The 25304-nt window shown below is 63.9% G+C and carries 27 protein-coding genes; 8 read left to right on the top strand and 19 right to left on the bottom strand.

Features of this window, described 5'->3' with window-relative positions:
* Positions 1 to 186: 186 nt before the first annotated feature.
* Positions 187 to 1896 (bottom strand): single-stranded-DNA-specific exonuclease RecJ, encoded by a 1710-nt coding sequence (gene recJ, locus M1D87_RS05610; RefSeq protein ID WP_123083902.1) that lies wholly within the window; start codon positions 1894 to 1896, stop codon positions 187 to 189.
* Positions 1897 to 1904: 8 nt separating this feature from the next.
* Complete coding sequence (locus M1D87_RS05605) at positions 1905 to 2447, bottom strand: YaeQ family protein (protein ID WP_013971198.1); 543 nt, start codon at positions 2445 to 2447, stop codon at positions 1905 to 1907.
* A gap of 133 nt (positions 2448 to 2580) precedes the next feature.
* Here M1D87_RS05605 and M1D87_RS05600 point away from each other — a divergent pair, with 133 nt between their 5' ends.
* Together M1D87_RS05600 and M1D87_RS05595 are read left to right on the top strand one after the other, a co-directional pair.
* Positions 2581 to 3780, top strand: a complete 1200-nt coding sequence (locus M1D87_RS05600) for a CaiB/BaiF CoA transferase family protein (RefSeq protein ID WP_123083901.1) — start codon at positions 2581 to 2583, stop codon at positions 3778 to 3780.
* Positions 3781 to 3800: 20 nt separating this feature from the next.
* Positions 3801 to 4676, top strand: a complete 876-nt coding sequence (locus M1D87_RS05595) for a TIGR02285 family protein (RefSeq protein WP_123083900.1) — start codon at positions 3801 to 3803, stop codon at positions 4674 to 4676.
* A gap of 285 nt (positions 4677 to 4961) precedes the next feature.
* Here M1D87_RS05595 and M1D87_RS05590 read toward each other — a convergent pair whose 3' ends face one another.
* The 12 genes from M1D87_RS05590 to ffh all read right to left on the bottom strand — a co-directional run bounded on the left by M1D87_RS05590 (position 4962) and on the right by ffh (position 14861).
* Entirely contained in the window at positions 4962 to 5243 is a 282-nt protein-coding gene (locus M1D87_RS05590; RefSeq protein ID WP_061303183.1) for a DUF3509 domain-containing protein, read from the bottom strand.
* A 79-nt stretch (positions 5244 to 5322) separates the two neighbouring features.
* Positions 5323 to 5742 (bottom strand): ANTAR domain-containing protein, encoded by a 420-nt coding sequence (locus M1D87_RS05585; RefSeq protein ID WP_123083899.1) that lies wholly within the window; start codon positions 5740 to 5742, stop codon positions 5323 to 5325.
* A gap of 219 nt (positions 5743 to 5961) precedes the next feature.
* Complete coding sequence (gene thrC, locus M1D87_RS05580) at positions 5962 to 7371, bottom strand: threonine synthase (RefSeq protein ID WP_010952565.1); 1410 nt, start codon at positions 7369 to 7371, stop codon at positions 5962 to 5964.
* Between the two features lie 58 nt (positions 7372 to 7429).
* A complete protein-coding gene (locus M1D87_RS05575) occupies positions 7430 to 8734 on the bottom strand; it encodes a homoserine dehydrogenase (RefSeq protein ID WP_003259434.1) in 1305 nt (434 codons plus the stop codon).
* Between the two features lie 83 nt (positions 8735 to 8817).
* Positions 8818 to 9561, bottom strand: a complete 744-nt coding sequence (locus M1D87_RS05570; RefSeq protein WP_003259432.1) for a DsbC family protein — start codon at positions 9559 to 9561, stop codon at positions 8818 to 8820.
* Between the two features lie 153 nt (positions 9562 to 9714).
* Positions 9715 to 10611, bottom strand: a complete 897-nt coding sequence (xerD, locus tag M1D87_RS05565) for a site-specific tyrosine recombinase XerD (RefSeq protein WP_123083898.1) — start codon at positions 10609 to 10611, stop codon at positions 9715 to 9717.
* A 170-nt stretch (positions 10612 to 10781) separates the two neighbouring features.
* Entirely contained in the window at positions 10782 to 11189 is a 408-nt protein-coding gene (locus M1D87_RS05560; RefSeq protein WP_123083897.1) for an acyl-CoA thioesterase, read from the bottom strand.
* Positions 11190 to 11282: 93 nt separating this feature from the next.
* Positions 11283 to 11633 carry a 50S ribosomal protein L19 gene (gene rplS, locus M1D87_RS05555; RefSeq protein ID WP_003252148.1) on the bottom strand — a complete coding sequence of 117 codons (351 nt, stop codon included), beginning with the start codon at positions 11631 to 11633 and terminating at the stop codon, positions 11283 to 11285.
* Between the two features lie 42 nt (positions 11634 to 11675).
* Positions 11676 to 12428, bottom strand: coding sequence for a tRNA (guanosine(37)-N1)-methyltransferase TrmD (trmD, locus tag M1D87_RS05550; RefSeq protein WP_003252146.1), 753 nt, complete (start codon positions 12426 to 12428; stop codon positions 11676 to 11678).
* Positions 12429 to 12431: 3 nt separating this feature from the next.
* A complete protein-coding gene (rimM, locus tag M1D87_RS05545) occupies positions 12432 to 12968 on the bottom strand; it encodes a ribosome maturation factor RimM (protein ID WP_025337913.1) in 537 nt (178 codons plus the stop codon).
* Positions 12969 to 12973: 5 nt separating this feature from the next.
* Positions 12974 to 13225, bottom strand: a complete 252-nt coding sequence (rpsP, locus tag M1D87_RS05540; protein WP_003259424.1) for a 30S ribosomal protein S16 — start codon at positions 13223 to 13225, stop codon at positions 12974 to 12976.
* A gap of 259 nt (positions 13226 to 13484) precedes the next feature.
* Positions 13485 to 14861: a signal recognition particle protein gene (ffh, locus tag M1D87_RS05535; protein ID WP_013971189.1), complete on the bottom strand. Its 1377-nt coding sequence runs from the start codon at positions 14859 to 14861 to the stop codon at positions 13485 to 13487.
* Between the two features lie 322 nt (positions 14862 to 15183).
* Here ffh and M1D87_RS05530 point away from each other — a divergent pair, with 322 nt between their 5' ends.
* The 3 genes from M1D87_RS05530 to M1D87_RS05520 all read left to right on the top strand — a co-directional run bounded on the left by M1D87_RS05530 (position 15184) and on the right by M1D87_RS05520 (position 18785).
* Entirely contained in the window at positions 15184 to 15993 is an 810-nt protein-coding gene (locus tag M1D87_RS05530) for a cytochrome C assembly family protein (RefSeq protein WP_013971188.1), read from the top strand.
* Positions 15994 to 16002: 9 nt separating this feature from the next.
* A complete protein-coding gene (locus M1D87_RS05525; RefSeq protein WP_015269138.1) occupies positions 16003 to 17208 on the top strand; it encodes a transporter associated domain-containing protein in 1206 nt (401 codons plus the stop codon).
* Between the two features lie 275 nt (positions 17209 to 17483).
* A complete protein-coding gene (locus M1D87_RS05520) occupies positions 17484 to 18785 on the top strand; it encodes an MFS transporter (protein WP_061551014.1) in 1302 nt (433 codons plus the stop codon).
* Between the two features lie 118 nt (positions 18786 to 18903).
* On the opposite strand, the gene purT is transcribed toward M1D87_RS05520, so the two are convergent.
* The 5 genes from purT to M1D87_RS05495 all read right to left on the bottom strand — a co-directional run bounded on the left by purT (position 18904) and on the right by M1D87_RS05495 (position 22184).
* Positions 18904 to 20085, bottom strand: a complete 1182-nt coding sequence (gene purT, locus M1D87_RS05515) for a formate-dependent phosphoribosylglycinamide formyltransferase (RefSeq protein WP_123083896.1) — start codon at positions 20083 to 20085, stop codon at positions 18904 to 18906.
* Positions 20086 to 20161: 76 nt separating this feature from the next.
* Positions 20162 to 20629: a 7-cyano-7-deazaguanine/7-aminomethyl-7-deazaguanine transporter gene (locus M1D87_RS05510; RefSeq protein WP_039612787.1), complete on the bottom strand. Its 468-nt coding sequence runs from the start codon at positions 20627 to 20629 to the stop codon at positions 20162 to 20164.
* A 199-nt stretch (positions 20630 to 20828) separates the two neighbouring features.
* A complete protein-coding gene (locus M1D87_RS05505; RefSeq protein WP_087502633.1) occupies positions 20829 to 21023 on the bottom strand; it encodes a DUF1289 domain-containing protein in 195 nt (64 codons plus the stop codon).
* Complete coding sequence (locus tag M1D87_RS05500; protein ID WP_421091596.1) at positions 21016 to 21540, bottom strand: gamma carbonic anhydrase family protein; 525 nt, start codon at positions 21538 to 21540, stop codon at positions 21016 to 21018. The genes M1D87_RS05505 and M1D87_RS05500 overlap by 8 nt, the downstream gene beginning before the upstream one ends.
* Before the next feature lie 44 nt (positions 21541 to 21584).
* The gene (locus M1D87_RS05495; RefSeq protein WP_003252125.1) at positions 21585 to 22184 is read right to left on the bottom strand and encodes a CoA pyrophosphatase; all 600 of its coding nucleotides are present in this window, start codon (positions 22182 to 22184) and stop codon (positions 21585 to 21587) included.
* Between the two features lie 124 nt (positions 22185 to 22308).
* Here M1D87_RS05495 and M1D87_RS05490 point away from each other — a divergent pair, with 124 nt between their 5' ends.
* The 3 genes from M1D87_RS05490 (at position 22309) to M1D87_RS05480 (ending at position 25280) form a co-directional block, all read left to right on the top strand.
* Positions 22309 to 22860, top strand: a complete 552-nt coding sequence (locus M1D87_RS05490; protein WP_061303194.1) for an NUDIX hydrolase — start codon at positions 22309 to 22311, stop codon at positions 22858 to 22860.
* A 22-nt stretch (positions 22861 to 22882) separates the two neighbouring features.
* On the top strand, positions 22883 to 23437 hold the full coding sequence (locus M1D87_RS05485; protein WP_013971179.1) for a L,D-transpeptidase family protein: 555 nt from the start codon (positions 22883 to 22885) through the stop codon (positions 23435 to 23437).
* A gap of 160 nt (positions 23438 to 23597) precedes the next feature.
* Positions 23598 to 25280, top strand: coding sequence for a ShlB/FhaC/HecB family hemolysin secretion/activation protein (locus M1D87_RS05480; RefSeq protein WP_123083894.1), 1683 nt, complete (start codon positions 23598 to 23600; stop codon positions 25278 to 25280).
* Positions 25281 to 25304: the final 24 nt, after the last annotated feature.

The following is a 25304-nucleotide window of genomic DNA, read 5'->3' as shown; positions in this document are numbered from 1 at the left end:
GGCTTCGCCGGCGATCGCCGGCAAGCCAGCTCCCACAGGTACAGCGCAAGTCTCAAGCCCGCCGCTGGCCCTGAGGGTTTACCCGCGAAGCAGGCGACGCGGTGCACCGGCTTCGCCGGTGTTCGCGGGTGAACCCGCTCCCACAACGGGCCTGCGCCAGGCCGTCAGCAGCGGCGGTATCTACCCTCAACGCGGCTCCATGTGGGCAATCATCAACTGCACACTTTCATTGCCACGAAACTCGTTCACATCCAGCTTGTACGCCAGCTCGACCCAACGCACCGTCGGGTTCGGCCACACTTCGCGGTCAATGCCAAAGGCAATGCCGTCCAGCCGCACCGAGCCGCACTCGCTCTTGAGCACCACCTTCAGGTGCCGCTCGCCCACCACGCGCTGCTCCACCAACTGGAACACGCCATGGAACAGCGGCTCGGGGAAGTGCTGCCCCCAGGGCCCGGCATGGCGCAGGGCCTTGGCCAGGTCGAGGTGGAACTCCTCCACCGCCAGACTGCCGTCGGACAACAGCCGACCGGTCAGGTCCTCTTCGCGCAGCTGGCGTCGCACTTCTTCATCGAACGCCTCGGCAAATGCCGGGAAATTGGCCTCGGGCAACGACAACCCCGCCGCCATCGCGTGGCCGCCGAATTTGCTGATCAGGTGCGGGTGGCGCGCCGCCACCGCATCCAGCGCATCGCGAATATGGAACCCCGGCACCGAACGCGCCGACCCTTTGAGCATGCCCTCGCCAGCGTCGGCAAAAGCGATGGTCGGCCGGTGGTAACGCTCCTTCAGGCGCGAAGCCAGAATACCGATTACCCCCTGGTGCCAGTCGGCATCGAACAGGCACAGGCCATATGGCATCGACTCGACAGGCAGGTCCTTGAGCTGGGCCAGGGCCTCGCGCTGCATGCTCTGTTCGATGGACTTGCGGTCCTGGTTCAGGTCGTCCAGCTGCTGGGCCATGTCCTGGGCCAGGGCCGCGTCTTCACACAGCAGGCATTCGATGCCCAGGCTCATGTCGTCCAGGCGCCCGGCAGCGTTCAGCCGCGGGCCAAGGATGAAGCCGAGGTCGGTCGAGGTGATGCGCCGGTGATCGCGACGGGCCACTTCAAGAATGGCCTTGAGCCCCGGCCGGGCACGGCCGGCGCGAATGCGCTCGAGGCCCTGGTGCACCAGGATGCGGTTGTTGGCATCCAATGGCACCACGTCGGCGACGCTGCCCAGGGCAACCAGGTCGAGCAATTCGCCGATGTTCGGCTGCGGCTGCGTTTCGTAGCGCCCCAGGCTGCGCAGGCGCGCACGCAGGGCCATCAGCACGTAGAAGATCACCCCTACCCCGGCCAGCGCCTTGCTCGGAAAACTGCAGCCCGGCTGGTTGGGGTTGATGATGGCGTCAGCGTCGGGCAACTCCGCGCCCGGCAGGTGGTGGTCGGTGACCAGCACCTTGAGCCCGGCGGCCTTGGCGGCAGCCACACCGTCGACGCTGGAAATCCCATTGTCCACGGTGATCAGCAGCTGCGGCTGGCGTTGCAGCGCCACCTCGACGATTTCCGGGGTCAGGCCGTAACCGTATTCGAAGCGGTTGGGCACAAGGTAGTCGACATGGGCCGCGCCCAGCAGGCGCAGGCCCAGCACGCCGACAGTACTGGCAGTGGCGCCGTCGGCATCGAAGTCGCCGACGATGAGGATGCGCTGGCGCTGGTCGATAGCCTCGACCAGCAGATCCACACCGGCCTCGATGCCCTTGAGCTGCTGGTACGGCAGCAGGCGCGCGAGGCTTTTGTCCAGCTCGGCCTCGCTCTGCACGCCGCGCGCGGCGTACAGGCGGGTCAGCAAGGGTGGCAGGTTACCCAGGAATGGCAGGGTGGGCGGCAGCGGGCGAGGTTCGATACGCATGGGGTGCTTCAGCCGCGCTCACCAAGCAGCCACTCCAGCTGCACTTCGTGCTGGCCACGGTCGTCGGTGACGAACAAGGTGCCTTCACTGATCATCACGTCCCACTTGATGGTGCGGGGCATGTCGGTGGCGAGGGTTTCCAGCACCTCCTGCGGCACGGCGGCAATGCTCAGGTTCTTCAGGCCCTTGACCGCGTCTACCACCTTGTTCTGCCATACGCGCAGGCTGCCGTAGGCCAGCAGGCTGGTACGCTCGGTGCGGCGCGAGCACCAGGTCAGTCGGTCGGCGTCCGGCTGGCCTACTTCGATCCAGTGCAGGATGCGATCGTCCAGGCTCTTTTCCCACAGCGCCGCCTCGTCCACGTCGGACAGGCCACGGCCGAACGACAGGTTTTCGTTGTACCAGAGGGCGTAGGCCAGCAGGCGTACGGCCATGCGTTCTTCGGTTTCCGAAGGGTGGCGGGCAATGGTCTGACGGACGTTTTCGTACACGCCGCGGTCGAGGTCGGTCAGGTTCAGTTCGAATTTGTAGGTGGTGGACGGCTGGGCCATGGTCGACGGGCTTCTTGCGCAGAGAAAAAGTGACACAGTCTAACCGATACTGCCCTTCGTTGCCCCGCAGCAGTATCTGCCGCTTCGGACCTATGATAAAACCACGCATCTGCCCAGCTGCCACGGATGCCCCATGACTACGCCCAGCAAACCCCTCGCCGGTCTCAAGGTTGTCGAACTCGGCACCCTCATCGCTGGCCCGTTCGCCTCGCGTATCTGTGCCGAATTCGGCGCCGAGGTGATCAAGGTCGAATCGCCCGATGGCGGCGACCCGTTGCGCAAATGGCGCAAGCTGTACGAGGGCACCTCGCTGTGGTGGTTCGTGCAGGCTCGCAACAAGCAGTCGCTCACCCTCAACCTCAAACACCCAGAGGGCCGCGAGATTCTCAAGCGCCTGCTGGCCGAGGCCGACATCCTGATCGAGAACTTCCGCCCGGGCGTGCTGGAAAAACTCGGCCTGGGCTGGGACGTGCTGCACGCGCTCAACCCGCGCCTGGTAATGGTGCGCCTGTCGGGCTTCGGCCAGACCGGGCCGATGAAGGACCAGCCGGGCTTCGGCGCCGTGGGCGAGTCGATGGGCGGCCTGCGCTACATCACCGGCTTCGACGACCGCCCACCGGTGCGCACGGGCATTTCCATCGGTGACTCGATTGCTGCCTTGTGGGGGGTGATCGGCGCACTGATGGCGCTGCGACACCGGGAAGTCAACGGCGGCCAGGGCCAGGTGGTGGACGTAGCCCTGTACGAAGCGATCTTCGCCATGATGGAAAGCATGGTCCCGGAGTTCGATGTGTTCGGCTTTATCCGCGAACGCACTGGCAACATCATGCCAGGCATCACGCCCTCCTCCATTCACACCAGCGCCGACGGCAAGCATGTGCAGATCGGCGCCAACGGCGATGCGATCTTCAAGCGCTTCATGCAAGCCATTGGCCGCACCGACCTGGCCGACGACCCGACCCTGGCCACCAACGATGGCCGCGACCTGCGCCGTGACGAGCTGTACGGGGTAATCGACCGCTGGGCCAACAGCCTGCCGGTGGAGCAGCTAATACAGGTGCTGAACACCGCCGAAGTGCCGGCCAGCCGCATCTATTCGGCCGAGGACATGTTCAACGACCCGCAGTACCTGGCACGCGAAATGTTCCTGCAGGCCAAGCTGCCGGACGGCAAGCCATTCCGCATGCCGGGCATCGTGCCCAAGCTGTCGGACACCCCCGGCTCCACCGAGTGGGTAGGCCCGGCGCTGGGCGAACACACCGAGGCACTGCTCGGCACCCTGGGCTACGACGCGGCGGCCATCGCCAACCTGCGCGCAGCAGGCACGGTCTGACACTGGCGCGGCCCTGGTCCATGCGCGCTGCCCGTTGCCTACGCCACCTGGCCCTGCTGTGCGGGCTGCTGCCCGCATTGCTGTTGCAGCCTGCCAGCGCCAAGGAGCGCCTCTTCTGGCTGGTGCGCGACCTGCCGCCGTTCACCATTCTGGAAGGGCCGGAAAAAGGCCAAGGGGTGATCGACCAACTGTTGCCCCTGCTGATCAGGCAGATGCCCGAGTACGACCACAGCATCCTGCGGGTCAACCGCGCCCGCGGCATCCAGATGCTGCAGGACCCGAAAAGCTTCACCTGCGACCCGACCCTGCTGTGGACGCCGGAACGCGCCGAATATGTGAGGTTTTCCGTGCCTTCCCTGGGCGTGCTCAGTGGCGGGCTGGTGCTGCGCAAGGACAGCGAGGCGCTGGTGGCGCCTTACCTCGACGGCCAGGAGGTAGACCTGCTCAACCTGCTGAGCAAGACCCCACTGAAGCTGGGTGTTGTCGCCGAGCGCAGCTATGGCACACAGATCGACGCCATCCTGCACCAGTTGCCCGACACCGCGTTCAGCCGCCACTACGGCAACGACGCCACCGCCAACCTGCTACAGATGCAACAGCTCGGGCGCCTGCGCATGGTGCTCGGCTACTGGCCCGAAGTACGCTACCTGGTCGAACAGCAAGGCGGGGCACTGGCTGACTACCAGTTTCACCCTGTGAAAGGGGTAAACCGCTACCAGTTTCTGCATGTGGGCTGTTCAAACAGCGAGCTGGGGCATGAAGCCATTGCGCACATCGACCAGCTGCTGCCTGCCCTGCGTCGGGATGTGTTGCCGGGGTTGTATGCACGCTGGCTGGACCCGGCATTGCAAGAAGACTACCTGGAAGAGAGCAAGCGCTTCTTCGAAGACCACTAGCTGCCCGATCGGCCCCTGTAGGAGCGGCCTTGTGTCGCGATGGGGCGCGTAGCGGCCCCACATTTTCAGCTTCGCCGCGAAGATTGCCGGGGCCGCTTTGCGGCCCGTCGCGACACAAGGCCGCTCCTACAAGGACATGTGCCTGTCCCCCCAAAAAAGAAACCCCGGGCGCTGGGGAAACACGCCCGGGGCCAAGCGAAAGCCCTTGGGGGCTTCCCGTGACAGCCTTGCCAGCGCCGGAGCAAAGCACTGGCCCAGCTGCCCCTACAGTGTCTGATAAATCACTCAGGCAAAGGTTCCATGGGGTTGCTGGCGCTGCTGCAATGCCGCGATCACGCAGGGCTGCAAACGCCCTTCGGCGATCTGCAGGTCACGGTGAAGGCCATCCACCAGGTCGATCAACAAGCTTTGTTCCTGCAACTGGCGCTCGCTGACCGTGCGCCGCAGGGTAATGCCGGCGAGGCGGTCGTGAACGGTCAATTGGCGATTACCCTGGGCATCGGCGACGCCGAGGTGGGTCTGATAGGGGGTCAGGGCTTCGTTGAGCAGTCTGCAGATTCTTTCCATCCGGATCACTCGCTGCGTGGTGGGATATAGAGGAACTGACCAACAGACGCAGCGGAAAGTTCGTTACACCGCGGCTGCTTCAGTGAGCATGCGGGGCGGACGTGACAGTTTGAATACGCCGCCACGGGCGCACCTGCAGTGCTTGCAGGGCACGCTGCAGGCTTGGCATCGACAGCGGCCAGGGCAGTTCGGCGAGCACCCACAGGCCCCGGTTTCTGGCCTCTTGGGCAAGGTTGTGGCGCTTGGGGGTAGCCTGGCCGACGAACAGCAAAGCGCGGGTTCGGTGCTGCTGTTCGAGCAAGGCAAGGCCGGCCCGGGTTGGCATGGCGTGGTCAAGGATCAGCAGATCGGGGCGGTGATCGGCGTTCAGGCAGGCGTCGAGGTCTGCACTGGTTTCGCTGATGCGCACATGGAACATGCCCTGAGCGTTGAGGGCCTGGTGCAGGAGGATCTGATGGGATGGGCGAGCCTGGTGGATCAACACGTAGGGCTGGTGCATGAGCCGCTCCTGATGGGAGGACCGGCTAATTTAGGCGTTGCGCTGGGCGGCCTGAATAGGATGTTTCTGATGGAGCAGTGGGAAGATTCGGATAATTCGGGCTGCTCCGCAGCCCATCGCTGGCAAGCCAGTTCCCACAGGGATTGCACATGACCTTGGGTCTATGTGGTCGGGGTGGGAGCTGGCTTCCCGGCTATGGGCCGCAGTGCGGCTCGATGCTTACAAAGGCTTGCCGCGGTTACCATGCTGGCTGACAAAGCCCTGCACGGCCTTCAGGTCATTGGCCAGCACCGTGCAACGCTCTTCACGGCTGAACAGGTCGCTGAGGTGCGCTGGCAGCTCCAGCGCCTTGCCAACACCGGCCTTCTCCACCGCTTCCGGGAACTTGACCGGGTGCGCGGTGCCCAGCACCACCATCGGCGTGTCCAGGCTGCGGCGGCACTCGCGGGCGGCCTTGACGCCGATAGCGGTGTGCGGGTCGAGCACTTCGCCGGTAGCAGCGAACACTTCGGCGATGGTTTCGCAGGTCTGCTCGTCGCTCACTGCCAGCGAGTCGAACAGCTTGCGCGCTTCGGTCCAGCGGTCTTGCTCGACGCTGAAGCCGCCACCTTGCTTGAAGTTGGCCATCAGCTCGGCAATGGCACCGCCGTTGCGGCCGTGCAGGTCGAACAGCAGGCGCTCGAAGTTGGACGAGACCATGATGTCCATCGACGGCGACAGGGTCGCGTGCAGGGTTTCCTTGACGTACTGGTTGCCGCTCATGAAGCGGTGCAGGATGTCGTTGCGGTTGGTGGCGACGATCAGCTGGCTGACCGGCAGGCCCATGTTACGTGCCAGGTAGCCGGCGAAGATGTCGCCGAAGTTGCCGGTCGGTACCGAGAACGCCACGGAACGCGCCGGGCCACCCAGCTGCAGGGCCGCGTGGAAGTAGTAGACGATCTGGGCCATGATCCGCGCCCAGTTGATCGAGTTGACCGCAACCAGGCGGGTGCCCTTGAGGAACGACTGGTCGGCGAAGCTGGCCTTGACCATTTCCTGGCAGTCGTCGAAGTTGCCTTCGATGGCGATGTTGTGGATGTTGTCACCGAAGATGGTGGTCATCTGCCGGCGCTGCACTTCCGACACGCGCTGGTGCGGGTGCAGGATGAAGATGTCGACGTTGTCGCAGCGGCGGCAGCCTTCGATGGCGGCGGAACCGGTGTCACCACTGGTGGCGCCGATGATCACCACGCGCTCGTTGCGCTTGGCCAGCACGTGGTCGAGCAGGCGACCGAGCAGTTGCAGGGCGAAGTCCTTGAATGCCAGGGTCGGGCCGTGGAACAGCTCCAGTACCCACTCGTTGCTGTTCAGCTGACGCAGCGGGGCAACCGCGGCGTGGGCGAACTCGCCGTAGGTTTCTTCGAGGATCTTCTTGAAGTCGGCGTCGGCGATGCTGCCTTCGACGAACGGGCGCATCACCCGGAAGGCCAGTTCATGGTACGGCAGGCCGGCCCACGAGGCGATTTCTTCCTGGGTGAAGCGTGGCAGGTTTTCCGGGACGTACAGGCCGCCGTCGCTGGCCAGGCCAGCCAGCAGGACGTCTTCGAAATTGAGGGCCGGAGCCTGGCCGCGGGTACTGATATAGCGCATGGGTGCAAACCTTCGATACTGGGGCCGGGGCCGCGCTGGCGGCCCCACGGCACTATTGTTAGTTGAGCTGCTCGACGCGAATGCGCACGACCTTGCCGATGACGTCCTGCAGGGCTTCCAGGGCGACGATGGCGTCGTTGATGCGCTGCTCGACCACGCGATGGGTCAGCAGGATCATCGGCACCAGGCCGTCCTGTTCCTCGGCTTCCTTCTGCATGATCGACTCGATGTTGATGCCACGCTCCGAGAGGATGCTGGCCACCTGGGCCAGTACGCCAGGGTGATCCTTGGCCTGGATGCGCAGGTAGTAGGCACTTTCGCAGGCTTCGATCGGCAGGATCGGGTGGGCCGACAGCGAATCCGGCTGGAAGGCCAGGTGCGGCACGCGGTTTTCCGGGTCGGAGGTCATGGCACGGACCACATCCACCAGATCGCCGACTACCGACGAAGCGGTAGGCTCCATGCCGGCACCGGCGCCGTAGTACAGGGTGGAGCCAGCGGCGTCGCCATTGACCATGACGGCGTTCATCACGCCGTTGACGTTGGCGATCAGGCGGTCGGCCGGGATCAGCGTCGGGTGTACGCGAAGCTCGATACCTTCGGCAGTGCGGCGGGCCACACCCAGGTGCTTGATGCGGTAGCCCAGGGCCTCGGCATAGTTCACGTCAGCAGTGGTCAGCTGGGTGATGCCTTCGGTGTAGGCCTTGTCGAATTGCAGCGGGATGCCGAAAGCGATCGAGGCCAGGATGGTCAACTTGTGCGCGGCATCGATGCCTTCAACGTCGAAGGTCGGGTCGGCTTCGGCGTAACCCAGCGCCTGGGCTTCGGCCAGCACGTCCGGGAAGGCGCGGCCCTTCTCACGCATTTCGGTGAGGATGAAGTTGCCGGTGCCGTTGATGATGCCGGCCAGCCAGTTGATGTGGTTGGCTGACAGGCCTTCGCGGATGGCCTTGATCACCGGGATGCCACCGGCCACGGCCGCTTCGAAGGCGACGATCACGCCCTTCTCGCGGGCCTTGGCGAAGATTTCGTTGCCGTGCACGGCAATCAGCGCCTTGTTGGCGGTGACCACGTGCTTGCCATTCTCGATGGCCTTGAGCACCAGTTCGCGGGCCACGGTGTAGCCACCGATCAGCTCGATGACAATGTCGATCTCCGGGTTGCTCGCAACTTCGAACACATCAGCGGTAATGGGGGTACCGGTAATCTGGCAGTTCGGGTTCTGCGAGCGCATGGCAATCTGTGCCACTTCAATACCGCGCCCGGCACGGCGGGCGATCTCCTCGGCGTTGCGCTGAAGTACATTGAAGGTTCCGCCACCGACGGTCCCCAACCCACAGATGCCTACTTTGACCGGTTTCACTGTGAACTCCCCATTGAACGGCCGGCACCTATGCCGACCGTGAAACATGCCGTCACCCCATGACGACGGCGTACTGAATTGGATTACTTGGCCAGTGCCAGCTTGGCGACCTGCGGTGCCGGCTGGTAGCCCGGAATGACCTGGCCGCTTTCAAGGACGATCGCCGGCGTGCCATTGACGCCGATCGACTGGCCCAGCTGGAACTGCTTGCTGACCGGGTTGGCGCACTTGGCGGCCTTGATTTCCTCACCCTCGACCATCTTGTCCATCGCCGCACGGCGGTCGCTGGAACACCAGACGGCCTGCAACTGCTGGTCACCCGACGAACCGAGGCCCTGGCGCGGGAAGGCGACATAGCGCACTTCGATACCGCGGCGGTTGAGCTCGGGCACCTCGGCGTGCAGCTTGTGGCAGTACGGGCAGGTGGTGTCGGTGAACACGGTGATGTGCGACTTGGTCTCGCCTTTGGCAGGATAAACCACCATCTCGGCGGCTGGAATGCCGTTGATGAGCTTGGCAATGCCCAGGCGCTCGGTCTTCTCGGTGAGGTTGACCGGCTTGCCGTCCTGGATCTGGAACAGGTAGCCCTGCATCACGAACTGGCCGTCGCCGCTGGCATACAGCACGCGTCCGCCCTGCAGCTTGACTTCATAGAGGCCGCTGACCGGGCTGCTGGCCACGCTTTCGACGGGCACTTCCAGCTCGAGGTTCTGCAATGACTTACGGATGGCCTGCTCGGCAGCAGCATTGCTATCGGTTGCCGCGGCAGCGGCAAAGGTACTGGCCAGCGCCAACGCGGCGGCGGCGAAAAACTGGGTCACGCGCATGGGAACTCCTGAAGGCGGACAGGGGCCGGAGGGCGCCACCTGCGGAAAATACGCGGTGACCGTGCGGCCCTTGGTGCAAACCGCTCAAGCCTACCACATCACACCGCCGGTGAAGGGCCTTGCAAGGACCGGTCGGCGGAACATGAAAAACATTCATCCACGCGGGTGGTGCTGGGCATGCAATTGCTGCAGGCGGGCCTTGGCGACATGGGTGTAGATCTGCGTGGTCGAAAGGTCACTGTGGCCCAGCAGCATCTGCACCACGCGCAGGTCGGCACCATGGTTGAGCAGATGAGTAGCGAAGGCATGGCGCAGGGTATGCGGCGACAGCGGTTTGTCGATACCGGCGACCCGGGCATGGTGCTTGATGCGATGCCAGAAGGTCTGGCGGGTCATCTGCTCGCCACGCTGGCTGGGGAACAAAACGTCGCTGGGGCGGCCATTGAGCAGTTCGGCGCGGCCATCGCGCAGGTAGCGCTGCAACCAAAGCACCGCCTCTTCGCCCATGGGCACCAGGCGCTCTTTGCTGCCCTTGCCCATCACCCGTAGCACGCCCTGGCGCAGGTTGACCTGGTCGAGGGCCAGGCTGACCAGTTCGGTGACCCGCAGGCCGCAGGCATAAAGCACTTCGAGCATGGCGCGGTCACGCTGGCCAATGGCTTCGCCCAGGTCCGGGGCCTGCAGCAAGGCTTCGACGTCGGCTTCGGACAACGACTTGGGCAGCGGCTTGCCCAGTTGCGGCATGTCGACTTGCAGGGTCGGGTCGATGGCCACCAGTTTTTCCCGCAGCAGGTAGCGGAAGAAACCGCGCAGGCCGGACAGGAAGCGTGCCGTGGAGCGCGGCTTGTAGCCTTGGTCGAGGCGCCAGGCCAGGTGGTCGAGAATCAGGTCGCGGCCGGCATCGGGCAAGCTGACGCCGTGTTCCTGCAGCCAACCGTTGAACAGGGCCAGGTCGCTGCGGTAGGACATGCGGGTGTTGTCGGACAGGCCCTTTTCAAGCCACAGGGCGTCGAGGAACTGGTCGATCAGGGGGTGGTCTAGGGCGGGCATTCGGGGCTGCTGGGTGTTGGAGGTGGCTTAGTGTTTCACAGCAGCATAATTGTTGTCTGTACTGGCCTCTTCGCGGCTAAAGCCGCTCCCACAGAGATATCACCGCCCTTGAGGTATGTGCGATCCCTGTGGGAGCGGCTTTAGCCGCGAAAGGGCCAGTGCAGGAGAACTCAGGCCTGGGGCAAAACCGGCACCGGCCGCTTGTCCTCGTCGATGGCGACGAAGCTGAACATCCCGTGAATCGCTCGCTCGCGCCCATCCAGGTACATGTTCTCGACGAACACATCCACCTGCACCTGCAAACTGGTATTACCCACCTTGATGACCGTCCCCACCAACTCGACGATCGAGCCCGCCGGGATCGGGTGCTTGAAGTCGATGCGGTCAGTGGACACGGTCACCAGTGGCAGGCGGCAGAAGCGCGTGGCAGCAATGAACGACACTTCGTCCATCCAGGCCAGGGCGGTGCCGCCGAACAGGGTGTTGTGGTGGTTGGTGGTGTTGGGGAACACCGCCTTGGTCACGCGGGTCACCGACAGCTCGGTGCGGCGCAGGATTTCCTGGTCTCGGGTAGTCATGGCAATCACATCTTCGGGGGTCAAAACGCAAAAAAGCAGCCCGAAGGCTGCTTTTTTCTCGCTAGGCGGCCTCGGCCACCGGGCAAACTGCACTCAGGACAGTTTTTCCTTGATGCGAGCGGCTTTGCCGGACAGGTCGCGCAGGTAGTACAGCTTGGCTTTACGCACGTCACCACGACGTTTCACGGCCAGGCTGTCGATTTGCGGGCTGTAGGTCTGGAAGGTACGCTCTACGCCAACGCCGCTGGAGATCTTGCGCACGGTGAAGGCGCTGTTCAGACCGCGGTTACGCTTGGCGATAACGACGCCTTCGAACGCCTGCAGACGGGAACGCTCACCTTCCTTCACTTTAACCTGAACGACAACGGTGTCGCCTGGTGCGAAGGTCGGGATTTCCTTGCTCATCTGCTCGGCTTCGAGCTGCTGGATGATCTTGTTGGTCATGCTGTGCTCCTAAGATGGATACGTGATCCACCATCGATACGTTTAACTATCGTCCCGCTCGCGGAGATATTCCTCGAGCAGCTTCTTCTCTTCTCCAGAAAGCGAGCGACTTTCCAGAAGATCGGCGCGTCGTTCGAAGGTCCTACCAAGGGACTGCTTCATTCTCCAACGCCGGATGTGTGCATGGTTGCCACTTAGCAACACGTCGGGAACACGCTGATCCGCATACACCTCAGGTCGGGTGTAGTGCGGGCAATCGAGCAGACCGTCGGTGAAGGAATCTTCTTCCGCCGAGTCCACATGCCCTAAAGCTCCGGGCAGCAGCCGTGTAACCGCATCGATCAGTACCATGGCCGGCAGCTCGCCACCGGAAAGCACATAGTCGCCAATCGACCACTCCTCATCGACATGAGCCTCGATAAAGCGCTCGTCGATGCCTTCATAACGACCGGCGATCAGGATCAACGATTCCTGTTCGGCCAGGCCTTTGACCGCCTGCTGAGTCAGCTTGCGGCCTTGTGGCGAAAGGTAGATCACCTTCGCCGCTGCTCCGGTCGCTTGCCTGGCGCTGACCAGGGCGTCTTCCAGAGGCTTGATTTTCATCACCATGCCCGGACCACCGCCAAACGGCCGATCATCCACCGTGTGGTGACGATCTGTGGTGTAGTCCCGCGGGTTCCAGCAAGTCACCTGAAGCAACCCCTGTTTCACCGCGCGGCTGGTAATGCCGTACTCCGTGATGGCCGAGAACATCTCGGGGAACAACGTGATGACGTCTACGCGAAGGTTACCCATCGTTTAGAAGTCCGCGTCCCATTCAACCCGCATCACGCCTGCTTCCAGGTCGATGTCGAGCACGCATTGCGCCGTATAGGGCAACAGACGCTCGCGATCATCCAGGCTGCCTGCGCAGGGCTTGACCACCATTACATCGTTCGCACCGGTCTCCAACAGGTGATCGACCTTGCCGAACAGTTGTTCGTCCTGGTTGATGACCTTCAGGCCGACCAACTGGTACCAGTAGTACTCGTCAGCAGCCAGGTTGGGCAAAAGGCTCCGCGGAATGCAGATTTCGTAACCGCTCAGAAGACGGGCTTCATCGCGATCATCGAGGCCTTTCAGCTTCACGACCAGGCCCTTCTGGGAGCCACGACCGTTGACCAGCTCGACCTGCTTTACCTTGCCTTCGTGCCGAAGCGTCCAGCGCGGATAATCCAACAGGTTTTCAATCGGATCGGTAAAGGAATACACCTTCACCTCGCCGCGAACGCCGTGAACCGAAAAAATCTTGCCAACGACGATGAGGTCGTCAGCCTTTTCTGGCGTCGCGTTCATACTTCTCAGGCAGCAGCCTTGGCAGCGTCCTTCAGCAGCTGAGCAACGCGCTCAGACGGCTGTGCACCCTGGCTCAGCCAGTAGTTGACGCGCTCTTGGTTGACCGACAGCTTGACTTCGGCGCCAGCAGCGATCGGGTTGAAGAAACCTACGCGCTCAACGAAACGGCCGTCACGGGCGTTACGCGAGTTGGTCACGGTCAGGTGGTAGAATGGGCGCTTTTTCGAGCCGCCACGGGCCAGACGAATGGTTACCATGTGAACATCGTTCCTATAGTCGGTGCTGCAGTTGATACAGCAGCTGGTACTGCAAATCTGAATGCCAAATAGGCACACGGGTGCCCAAAAGGCCGCATATTCTCGGGGAATACACGGACATTTGCAAATGACTTTTTCGGCAAGGCCCTGCCCTGCCGTCCAGATCTGCCGGTTGAGCCGCGAAATCCGCGGCCATTGCCCCGCCACGGCGGGGGTTCTTGGCGCCTGCCGGACAAACGGCAGGCCCCCGGAATAGGGGTTACAGCTTCGGCATGCCGCCGCCCGGCAGCATCCCGCCAAGGCCGCGCATCATCTTGGCCATGCCGCCCTTGGCGGAGAATTTCTTCATCATCTTCTGCATTTGCTTGTGCTGCTTGATCAGGCGGCCGACGTCCTGCACCTGGGTGCCGGAACCGATGGCAATGCGGCGCTTGCGCGAGCCGCTGATCAGCTCCGGATCACGGCGCTCGGCCGGGGTCATGGAGTTGATGATCGCTTCCATCTGCTTGAACTGCTTCTCGGCGGCGCCCTGGGCGTTGCCCATCTGCGACAGGTTGACCCCGCCGATGCTCGGCAGCTTGTCCATCAGGCCGCCGAGGCCGCCCATGTTCTTCATCTGCTGCAGCTGGTCACGGAAGTCTTCGAGGTCGAAGCCCTTGCCCTTCTTCAGCTTCTTGGCCAGCTTGTCGGCCTTGGCCTTGTCGATGTTCTGCTCGGCCTGTTCGATCAGGCTGAGCACGTCACCCATGCCGAGGATGCGCGAGGCGACGCGGTCGGGGTGGAACGGTTCGAGGGCTTCGGTCTTCTCGCCCATACCGATGAACTTGATCGGCTTGCCGGTGATGGCACGCACCGACAGCGCGGCACCACCACGGGCGTCACCGTCGACCTTGGTCAGCACCACGCCGGTCAGCGGCAGCGCCTCGCCAAAGGCCTTGGCGGTGTTGGCCGCGTCCTGGCCGGTCATGGCGTCGACCACGAACAGGGTCTCGATCGGCTTGACCGCGGCATGCAACGCCTTGATCTCGTCCATCATGTCGGCGTCGATGTGCAGACGGCCGGCGGTATCGACGATGACCACGTCGATGAACTTCAGCTTGGCTTCGCGGATGGCCGCTTCAGCGATGGCCACCGGCTTCTGGCTGATGTCGGACGGGAAGAAGGTGACGCCGATGTCGTTGGCCAGGGTTTCCAGCTGCTTGATCGCCGCCGGGCGGTAGACGTCGGCGGACACCACCATCACGCTCTTTTTCTTGCGCTCCTTGAGGAAGCGCGCCAGCTTGCCGGCGGTGGTGGTCTTACCGGCACCCTGCAGGCCGGCCATCAGCACCACGGCTGGCGGAGCGGCGTTCAGTGCGAGGTCTTCGTTGGCCGCGCCCATCAGGCTTTCCAGCTCGGCCTGGACGATCTTCACGAACGCCTGGCCCGGGGTCAGGCTGCGCGACACCTCGGTGCCGACTGCACGATCCTTGACGCTGTTGACGAAATCCTTGACCACCGGCAGGGCAACGTCGGCCTCGAGCAGGGCCATGCGCACTTCGCGCAGCGTGTCCTTGATGTTGTCTTCGGTCAGCTTGGCCTTGCCGGTGACATGGCGCAGCGTCTGTGACAGGCGGTCGGTCAGGTTTTCGAACATGGTGATCCTTTCAGGCCCAGTAAAAGCCGAGGTTTGTCAGGCGCCCAGGGGGAATGCATACCCGCCGGGCACAGCAAGGCGGCGATTATAGCGAAGTGCGGCGGCGGCGCACACCTTGCTGGCGGCCTGGTAGATATTCGGTGGCTGTGCCGGCCTCTTCGCGGGTGAACCCGCTCCCACAGGGCCTGCACCACATTCGAAACCGGCGCCGTGCCTGTGGGAGCGGGTTCACCCGCGATTGCCGCACCGCAGTCTGCAGTCTTCCTAGACCAGCGCGATCTATGCCAAACTCCGTCTCTTTAAGGCTCGCCAACCAGGACTTATGTTCTCCTCACCCAGCCTCATCCCCAACCTGATCGCCGCCGGCCTATATATAGCAGCGGCCATCTACCAGGGCTCTTACCTTGCCCAGAACCGCAAGGCCGACAAGCGCCTGCTTGCCCTGCTGGGTGCCTTCGCGGTACTCGCCCAGGCCGGTGCGCTGTTCTTCCAGCTGATCACCCCGCTGGGCCTGAGCCTGGACTTCTTCAGTGCCGCCAGCCTGATCGCCGTGGCCGTCATCGCCCTGACCCTGCTGGCCTGCTTGCGCATACCCGTGGAAAACCTGTTGGTGCTGCTGTTCCCGCTGGGCGCGGTGACCGCGCTGCTGGCCCAGTTCGCGCCCCCCGGCACGGTGCCGCTGGTCAACGAAGAGCCGGGTATCCTCGCGCATATCCTGCTGTCGATCCTGGCCTATGGGCTGTTCACCATTGCGGTGTTCCAGGCCCTGCTGTTGCTGCTGCAGGACCGCCAACTGAAGAACAAGCACCCGTCCGGGCTGATCCGCAACTTCCCGCCGCTGCAAACCATGGAAAGCCTGCTGTTCGGCTTCCTCTGGGCTGGCTGGTGCCTGCTGTCGCTGTCGCTGATCTCCGGCTGGCTGTTCCTCGACAACCTGTTCGCCCAGCACCTGGTACACAAGACCCTGCTGGCCTGTATCGCCTGGGTGGTGTTCAGCGTGCTGCTGTGGGGCCGCACCCGCCTGGGCTGGCGTGGCCACAAGGCCATCCGCTGGACGCTGGCCGGTTTCTGCCTGCTGATGCTGGCCTATTTCGGCAGCAAGCTAGTTCGCGAATTCATCCTGCATATCTGACGGCCGCCCATGGATACCCTGCCGTACGCACCGCTATTCGGCACCCTGGCACTGGCCCTGTTGTGGTCGGCGCTGTTCACCGCGGTGGACGCCGCCCGCCTGCAACTCAATGGCACGCTGCGCACCGGCGAGGACGGCCAGCCCGTGCTGCCGGCCCAGGCCCTGGTGCTGTGCGCCAGCCTGGGCAAGCTGCTGGTGCTGGGCCTGGCCTGCCTGCTCGGCCAGCGCCATAGCGGCGAGCACGGCTTCTGGCTGGCCGGGTTGGCCGCCACCCTCGTCCTGCTGGTATTTGCCGAATACCTGCCGCGGCGCCTGGCCCGGCGCAACCCGCAGGCGTTCGTCAGCCTCGGCACCAGCCTGCTGAAAGTACCCCTCGCCCTGCTGCAACCGCTAGCCTGCCTGCTGGATGGCATTGCCAAGCTGATCCTGCGTCCGTTCCGCGTGCAACCCACGGCCGTGGCCCTGCACCCGCAGGAAGCCGACGAATTCGACGAGGATGAGGAACACGAAGCACCGCGCCACGGCCTGCTCGACGGCCTGCAGTCACTGGACAAGATGACCGTCAACGACATCCTGGTACCGCGCAACGAAGTGGACGGCATCAGCCTCGACGAGCCGATCGAACGCATCATCGAGCAACTGATCGTCAGCCGCCACACCCGCCTGCCGGTGTACCACAGCGACATCAACCAGGTTGAAGCAATCCTCAATACCAAGCTGATCAGCCACCTGCTGCCCAAGGCCGAGCTGACCCTGGAGATGCTGCTCGGCGCCTGCTACGAGCCCTATTTCGTACCCGAGAGCACGCCCCTGCAAATGCAGCTGCTGAACTTCCACAAGCAGCAGCGCCGCCTGGGCGTGGTGGTGGACGAGTACGGCGAGGTGCTGGGCATCGTCACCCTGGAAGACATCCTCGAAGAGATCGTTGGCGAGTTCGAGGATGAACACAGCCTGGACAACCCCCACGTGCACCCGCAGCCCGATGGCACTTTCGTCATTGACGGCACCGCTTCGCTGCGCGAAATCAACCGCAGTCTGGGCTGGCACCTGCCCTGCGACGGCGGGCCGAAAACCCTCAACGGGCTAGTCACCGAAGCGCTGGAAAGTATCCCGGAAAGCGCCGTTTGCCTGAAGATCGGCCGCTATCGCCTGGAAATCCTCGAAACAGAGGACAATTGTGCCAGCAAGGTACTGGTGTGGACCGTGACCCGATAGCTATACTCGGGTCACGCTTACCCAGCCCCGCCGTCCCGCCTGCTACCCGCACCCGGTGCTCCACGGCCAGTCCGCTCCACTGACACGCCCCGCGGTCCTGCTTCAACACCCCGAACAGTGCCCGCCCCCGCCCCTATCCCCCTTGGGCTATCGTCAGTCGGGCGCACACAACAACAAAACGCTCCGGCGCCCGCGCCACCGTGCCTGCCCTTTTGCATTGCACGCCGCGGGGCTTATCCCAATGGAGCCGGACCAGACTGTCAGGGACCTATTCAATGACAACCAGCAGCACCTATGCCGAAGCGCCTGCCGCGCCGGTCAACTCGCCCGCGCGGGTCGCCACCGCCAGCTTCATCGGCACCGCCATCGAGTTCTACGATTTCTACGTCTACGCCACTGCCGCCGCCCTGGTGATCGGCCCGGTGTTCTTCCCGTCCGGGTCAGGCACCGCGCAGATGCTGGCGGCCTTCCTCACCTTCGGTATCGCCTTCCTGGCGCGCCCGCTAGGCTCGGCACTGTTCGGCCACTTTGGCGACCGTATCGGCCGCAAGTCGACCCTGGTCGCCTCGCTGCTGCTGATGGGCGTGTCCACCACGGCCATCGGTGTGCTGCCAGGATATGAAAGCATTGGTGTATGGGCGCCGATCATCCTCTGCCTGCTGCGCTTTGGCCAAGGCCTGGGCCTGGGTGGCGAATGGGGTGGCGCGGCCTTGCTGGCCACCGAGAACGCGCCCGAAGGCAAGCGCGCCTGGTTCGGCATGTTCCCGCAGCTGGGCCCGTCGATCGGCTTTTTGGCCGCCAACGGCCTGTTCCTGACCCTGGCCCTGGTGCTCAGCGACGAGCAGTTCCGCGAGTGGGGCTGGCGCATTCCGTTCCTGCTCAGCGCCGCGCTGGTACTGGTGGGCCTGTATGTGCGCCTGAAGCTGGAAGAAAGCCCGGTATTCGCCAAGGCCGTCGCCCGCCACGAGCGGGTGAAAATGCCGGTGGTCGACCTGTTTTCCAGATACTGGCTGCCGACCCTGCTTGGCGCAGCGGCGATGGTGGTGTGCTACGCGCTGTTCTACATCTCCACGGTGTTCTCGCTGAGCTATGGCGTGACCACGCTGGGCTACAGCCGCGAGACGTTCCTTGGCCTGCTGTGTTTCGCGGTGGTGTTCATGGCCCTGGCCACACCACTGTCGGCCTGGCTCAGCGACCGCTACGGGCGCAAACCGGTGCTGATCGTCGGCGGCCTGCTGGCGGTGGCCTCGGGCTTTACCATGGAGCCGCTGCTGACTTCGGGGTCGACCGCGGGCGTGGCGCTGTTCCTGGCCATCGAACTGTTCCTGATGGGCGTAACTTTTGCGCCGATGGGGGCACTGCTGCCTGAACTGTTCCCGACCCACGTGCGTTATACCGGCGCTTCGGCGGCCTATAACCTGGGCGGCATCGTCGGCGCCTCGGCGGCACCGTTCTTTGCCCAGAAGCTGGTGAGCATGGGTGGGTTGAGCTGGGTGGGGGGTTATGTTTCGGTGGCGGCGGTGATCAGCTTGATTGCCGTGCTGTGCCTGAAAGAGACCCGCAATACCGAACTTTGAATAGTTGGGGGCGCCCTGCGCCCCATTCGCAGCACAAGGCTGCTCCTACAGGGGGATGCGTTGCCCTTGTAGGAGCAGCCTTGTGCTGCGAATGGGCTGCAACGCAGCCCCAATCGGATCAGAACTCGACCTTGACCGCCTGCGAAGCACGGGTCGCCTTGGCACGCGCCGCTTCGACCGACTCGTCACGCGCCAGGCACACGCCCATTCGGCGGGTACCGTTGATTTCCGGCTTGCCGAACAGGCGAATGGCGGTATCCGGCTCGCTCAGCGCCGCGCCCAGGTTGGCAAAGCTGGTCTGCTGCGACTGCCCCTCGGGCAAGATCACCGCCGAAGCCGAAGGGCCGAACTGGCGCACCACCGGAATCGGCAGGCCAAGAATGGCGCGAGCATGCAGGGCAAACTGCGACAGGTCCTGGGAAATCAGGGTCACCAGGCCGGTGTCATGCGGGCGTGGCGAGACTTCGCTGAACCACACCTGGTCGCCTTTCACGAACAGTTCCACGCCAAACAGGCCACGACCACCCAGGGCATCGGTGACCGCCCTGGCCACCCGCTGCGACTCGGCCAGCGCCTTCGGGCTCATGGCCTGCGGCTGCCACGATTCCTGGTAGTCCCCCTTCTCCTGGCGGTGGCCGACTGGCTCGAGGAAGGTGGTGCCACCGACGTGGCGCACGGTCAGCAGGGTGATTTCGTATTCGAAGTCGATGAAGCCCTCGACGATGACCCGGCCTTTGCCGGCGCGGCCGCCTTCCTGGGCGTAGGCCCACGACTTCTGCAAGTCGGCATCGCTGCGTAGCAGGCTCTGGCCCTTGCCCGACGAGCTCATCACCGGCTTGACCACGCACGGGTAGCCGACATCGGCCACGGCCTTGGCGTAGTCTTCGTAGGTGTCGGCGAAGTGGTACGGCGAGGTTGGCAGGTCCAACTCTTCGGCGGCCAGGCGGCGGATGCCTTCACGGTTCATGGTGAGCTGGGTGGCGCGGGCGGTCGGCACCACGTTGAAACCTTCGTTTTCCAGCTCGACCAAGGTGGCGGTGGCGATGGCTTCGATTTCAGGGACGATGTAGTGCGGCTTCTCGGCCTCGATCACCGCGCGCAGGGCCACGCCATCGAGCATGTTGACCACGTGGCTGCGGTGCGCCACCTGCATTGCCGGGGCATTGGCGTAGCGATCGACGGCGATCACTTCGACGCCCAGGCGCTGCAGCTCGATCACCACTTCCTTGCCCAGCTCGCCACAGCCGCAGAGCAGTACACGGGTCGCGGTGGGCGACAAAGGGGTTCCGATACGGGTCATTTCAGGTCCTCGAAGGCGTCCGGGGCCGCACCAGGCTTGGCGCCGCCCGCTGAAAAAGGACCGCTATTCTACACCATCAACCCGCCACGGCGGCCCGCCGGGCGCGAAATGCCATGGCCAGCCATACGGCGGTGACCCCGGCGAATTTCGAGGCCATGGCGGTGCCGATCACGGCTGGGGTCAGGGCACCGATCATGCCGAAGAAGATGAAGGTGTCCACCGGGATGCTCAGCGCCGAGCTCAGCCACAGGCGGTCGCGCAGCGGTCGGCGCGTGACGCTGAACACCAGCCAGTCGATCAGTTCGGAAATGAAGAAGGCGGTGGCGCTGGCCAGAGCGATGGCCGGTTCCGAGGTGACGTAGGACAGCACCAGCGCCGCCAGCATGGCGACCAGGGCGCCATGGCCGAAGCGGGTTTGCACCATGTCGCGCAGGATGAACACCAGGCCGCCCCAGGCGGACCAGATGATGTCCAGGTGTGGCGCGCTGGAGAAGGCGTAGTTGATCAGCACTACGCTGCTGATGTAGGCAATCAGATAGAACATGGCGGGTAGTCTGTGGGCAAGCCGCACAGATTACCGCTGGCTGGTTCGCGGGTAAACCCGCAGGCACCGACCTCAAGCCATGCACAGGACATGTAGGAGCAGCCTTGCGCCGCGAAGAGGCCATATCTGCAAACGATCACCTTTTGCCTTGCTGGCCTCTTCGCAGCACAAGGCTGCTCCTACAGGGGGGCGCGTCAGCCTACAGGATGAGGCCGGCCTCCACGGCCCTTTCATGGCAACGCTTGAGCACAGCCCGGCGCTCGTCGTTGTCCATCCGCCCCCAGCGGCTGATTTCCGCCACGGTTCGCTGGCAACCGGTGCAGATATCCTGCTCGTCCAGTGCACAGATACTCACGCACGGCGAGGCCACCGGTCGCTCCACTACATCACTCATAATCAACCACCAACTCCCGTGCATAACGCTGGGCATTGTGCACGTAATGCGCGGCACTGGCTTCGAGCATGCGTTTCTGCTGTTCGGTCAGCTCGCGCACCACCTTGCCCGGCGAACCCATCACCAGCGAACCGTCGGGGATCTCCTTGCCTTCTGCAATCAGTGCATTGGCGCCAATGATGCAATGCTTGCCGATGCGTGCGCCATTGAGGATGACCGCGTTGATACCGACCAGGCTGTAGTCGCCCACCGTGCAACCATGCAGCATGGCGTTGTGGCCAATGGTCACGCCCTTGCCCAAGGTCAGCGGCGAGCCCATGTCGGTGTGCATCACCGTGCCATCCTGCACGTTGCTGCCTTCGCCAATGTCGATCAGCTCGTTGTCCCCGCGCAGCACCGCGCCAAACCACACGCTGGCATCGGCCTGCAGGCGCACCTTGCCGATCAGCGTGGCGTTGGGTGCGGCCCAACTGGTGGGGTGGCTCTCGACCCGCAGGTCGCCCAGGCGGTATTTCATGCTTGCTCCTCAGGCTGCAACGCAGACGACGGGGTTGGCCCCGCTCAGTTTTCGATGTAACGCTCCGGGGGCTGGTGCAGGCTGATGCCGGCATCGAACAGCAGGTTGACCAGTTCGACGATCATGATCGCCGACAACCCCCAGATCTTGTATTCGCCATAGCGATAGCTGGGCACATACCAGCTGCGCCCCTGGTAATCGATACGGTGGGTATGGTCGCGCGGGTCCTGGCGGAAGAATTCCAGCGGCACGGTGAATACTGCCGCGATCTCGGCATCATTGGCACGGTATTCGACAAAATCGGGGATGAGCCCGACGAATGGCGTCACTTTCAGGCCGTGCAGCGAAATCAGCGGGCTGAGCGGGCCGATCACTTCCACCAGGCCTGGTGGCAGGCCGATTTCTTCTTCGGCTTCACGTAGCGCGGTGAACACCAGGTCCGGGTCTTCCGGGTCGCGGCGGCCACCGGGAAAAGCCACTTCGCCGCCGTGGGTGGACAGGCCCTTGGCGCGCAGGGTCAGGACCAGCTCGGGCGCTTCGCTGCGGGTAATGGGCAAGAGGACCGCCGCTTCGGGGAACCGCCGGTCGGTTTCCAGTGATGCGGGTTGGTGGTTGCTCATTCGGCGAAGTAGCTCGTCCAGCATTGCGCACGCTCATATCCAAGGCCTGCCTTGCATGATGCACCAAAGGCGCGAAGCACCCAAGCCCCGTGCGCTTGCGACGGCACGGCCGGCGCGCCAAGATAGCTCGGAGCAAAAGGAACGACACATGAAATTCTGCAGCGCGTGCGGCCAGCCGGTCACTCAGCGGATCCCCGAGGGCGACAGCCGCCTGCGGTATGTCTGCGAGGTTTGCCAGACCATCCACTACCAGAACCCCAACATCGTCGCCGGCGTGTTGCCGACCTGGGGCAGCCAGGTGCTGCTGTGCCGGCGCGCCATCGAGCCACGCCGCGGCTTCTGGACCCTGCCCGCCGGTTTCATGGAAAACGGCGAAACCCTGGACCAGGCCGCCCGTCGCGAAACCGTCGAGGAGGCCTGCGCCCGGGTCGGCAGCATGAGCCTGTACCAGCTGTTCGACCTGCCACACATCAACCAGGTGCACGTGTTCTTCCGCGCCGAGCTTGCGGACCTTGATTTCGCTGTCGGTGTCGAAAGCCTGGAGGTGCGGCTGTTCGAGGAACATGAGATTCCGTGGGGCGAGCTGGCTTTCCGCACCGTCACTCGCACACTAGAATGCTACTATCGCGATCGCATCAGGCAGCACTACCCCATAGGCCATGAATACCTGCCGCCGATGAACGTCTCGCCCACCACCTAGAAGCCTTCAGGGATACCGTTACATGCGCTGGTTGCTTGCCCTTTTCTGCCTTTGCGTTACCTCGGTGTCCCAGGCGGCCTTCACCGAGACCATCATCCGCAAGCCCCAGCCGGCAGTGCAAACCCCGTCGCCTTCGCAGCAGGCCATGCAACCGCTGATCGACAAGGTGCTGGTGATCAAGTCCGAGCGCCGTCTGCAACTGATCAGCCGTGGCGAACCGCTGAAGACCTACCGCATCTCGCTGGGCAAGCAGCCAAAAGGCGCCAAGGAGCGCGAAGGCGACAAGAAAACCCCCGAGGGCCTTTACTGGCTGGACTGGCGCAAGCAAAGCGACCGTTTCAACCTGGCCATACACATCAACTACCCGAACATCAACGACGCGGCCCGTGCCACTCGTGAAGGGGTGAGTGCCGGCAGCATGATCATGATCCATGGCACGCCGATCAACGACGAGTATCCGGAGTGGTACTTCCACACCCTGGACTGGACGGATGGGTGTATTGCCATGCGTAACCGCGACATGCAGGAAGTGTGGGACCTGGTGCGGGATGGCACGTTGATCGAAATTCGGCCCTGATAGCGGGCCTTTCAACTGATGCTGTAGGAAGCTTCCCACCATCAGGCAAGAACGCGCCCTACAAGCGCTTAGGCCGGGTACTGCATCCAGGCGAACCCCTTAATTTTTAGCATCCACGCAGACGAGTACGAAATCCGTACATCATTTGCGGGGTGCTTCAATGCCGTTCCACATTCATCGCGCCACCTGCTGGGCGCTCACCTGCTGCCTGTCAGGTTTGCTGGCCGCACCACAGGCGTTGGCCGACGACCCGGCCAGCCAGCAACTGCGCGATCAGCAGCGCGGGCTGCGACAGCTGGAACAGCAACAGCGCCTGGAACGCTGGCAGCGCCAGCCCGCCCCTGCCGAAAGCCACGACGCCACCGCACCCCTCCCCCACGACCAGCGCTGCTGGGCCATCACCGGCGTACGCGTGGCCGGCAACCGCAAGCTTTCCGACTCGGAGCTAACGCCAACCCTTCGCAGGTTCATTACCCCGTGCATGGGCATCGCGGAAATCAACGGGCTGCTGAAAGCCATCACCCAGCGCTATGTGCAAGCCGGATACCCGACCAGCCGGCCTTACCTGCAGCAACCGCCACAAGACGGCGCACCGCTGAACCTGGTCATCGTCGAGGGGTTCGTCGAGTCCATCGAAATGGCCGGCCCCGAGTTGCCCCTGTCCCTCCCCGGCGCCTTTCCCGGCCTGCTCGGGCAGCCACTGTTCCTGCCAGCCCTGGAGCAAGGCCTCGACCAGCTCAACCGACTGCGCGCTTATGACCTGTCCGCAGAGTTGCTGCCCGGCGAACTGCAGGGCAGCACCCGGGTTGTCGTGCAGCCGCGCAAGGTGGCCTCGCGCGGGCACCTGGACAGCCGCTTCGACAACCGCGGCAGCGACCTGACCGGGCGTCATCGCCTGAACTTAGGCTTCGGCCTGGACAGCCCGCTGGGCCTCAATGATGACCTGCGCCTGTCACTGAACGGTACGGTGCTCGATGCGCCCGGGCAAAGCCAAGGCATCTCGCTGTACTACAGCATCCCCTACGGCGCCTGGACCTTCGCGCTCAGCGCCAGCGAGCTGCGCTACGAGGCGCCGCTCCCCCACAGCCGCCAGGTAGCCGACGGCAGCAGCAGCTACCAGGGCCTGAGCGTCGAACGGGTGCTGTGGCGCAACCAGCAAGGCATGCTCAGCGCCAGCGCCCGGCTTGACCGCAAGCAAATGGTCAACCGCAGCGCGGGCGCGGTGATCGTCCAGCAGAGCCCCACCCTGGTCTGCGTGGAAGCGGGTATCAACCTGCTGTGGCTCCAGGGCGGCCTGTGGAATGGCTACCTCGGTGTCGCCCAGGGCATCGATGCCTTCGGCGCCGACCGCTCACCGCTGGGAGCGGAACGCCTGCGCCCGGATTTTCGCAAGTACCGCGCCAACCTGCTGCACATGCGCCAGGGCCCGGCCAGCCACCCATGGCGCTGGCAGAGCGAACTGGCTCTGCAATACAGCAGTGACCCGCTACCCGCCGTCGAGCAGTTGCTGGCCAGCGACGATTCGGCCGTGCGCGGGTTTCGCCTGCGTACCTACTCCGGTGCCAGCAGCGCCGTCTGGCGCAACACCGTCAGCCAGCCGCTGCCGGGGGGCTGGGCCGCTCCCCTGCAAGTACGCCCCTACATCGGCCTGGACCTGGGCTGGACCCGCACTGCCGAAGGCAAGCCTTCACAACGCCTTGCCGGGGCCACCGCCGGTGCCGAACTGAGCCTGCCCGGCAGCCACCTGCGCCTGGGTTACCAACGCGCGCTGTACGCCAGCGACCTACCCCGCCCGCTGCTGGAACCCGGTTTCTGGGTAGTGGAACTGGCCCTGAACATCTGATTCACCCACAACAAAGAGAACGAG

It is taken from the genome of Pseudomonas sp. SA233 (genome assembly GCF_054792385.1).
Note: the sequence above shows the minus strand (reverse complement) of the source record. Positions and strands in the feature narration are given on the sequence as shown.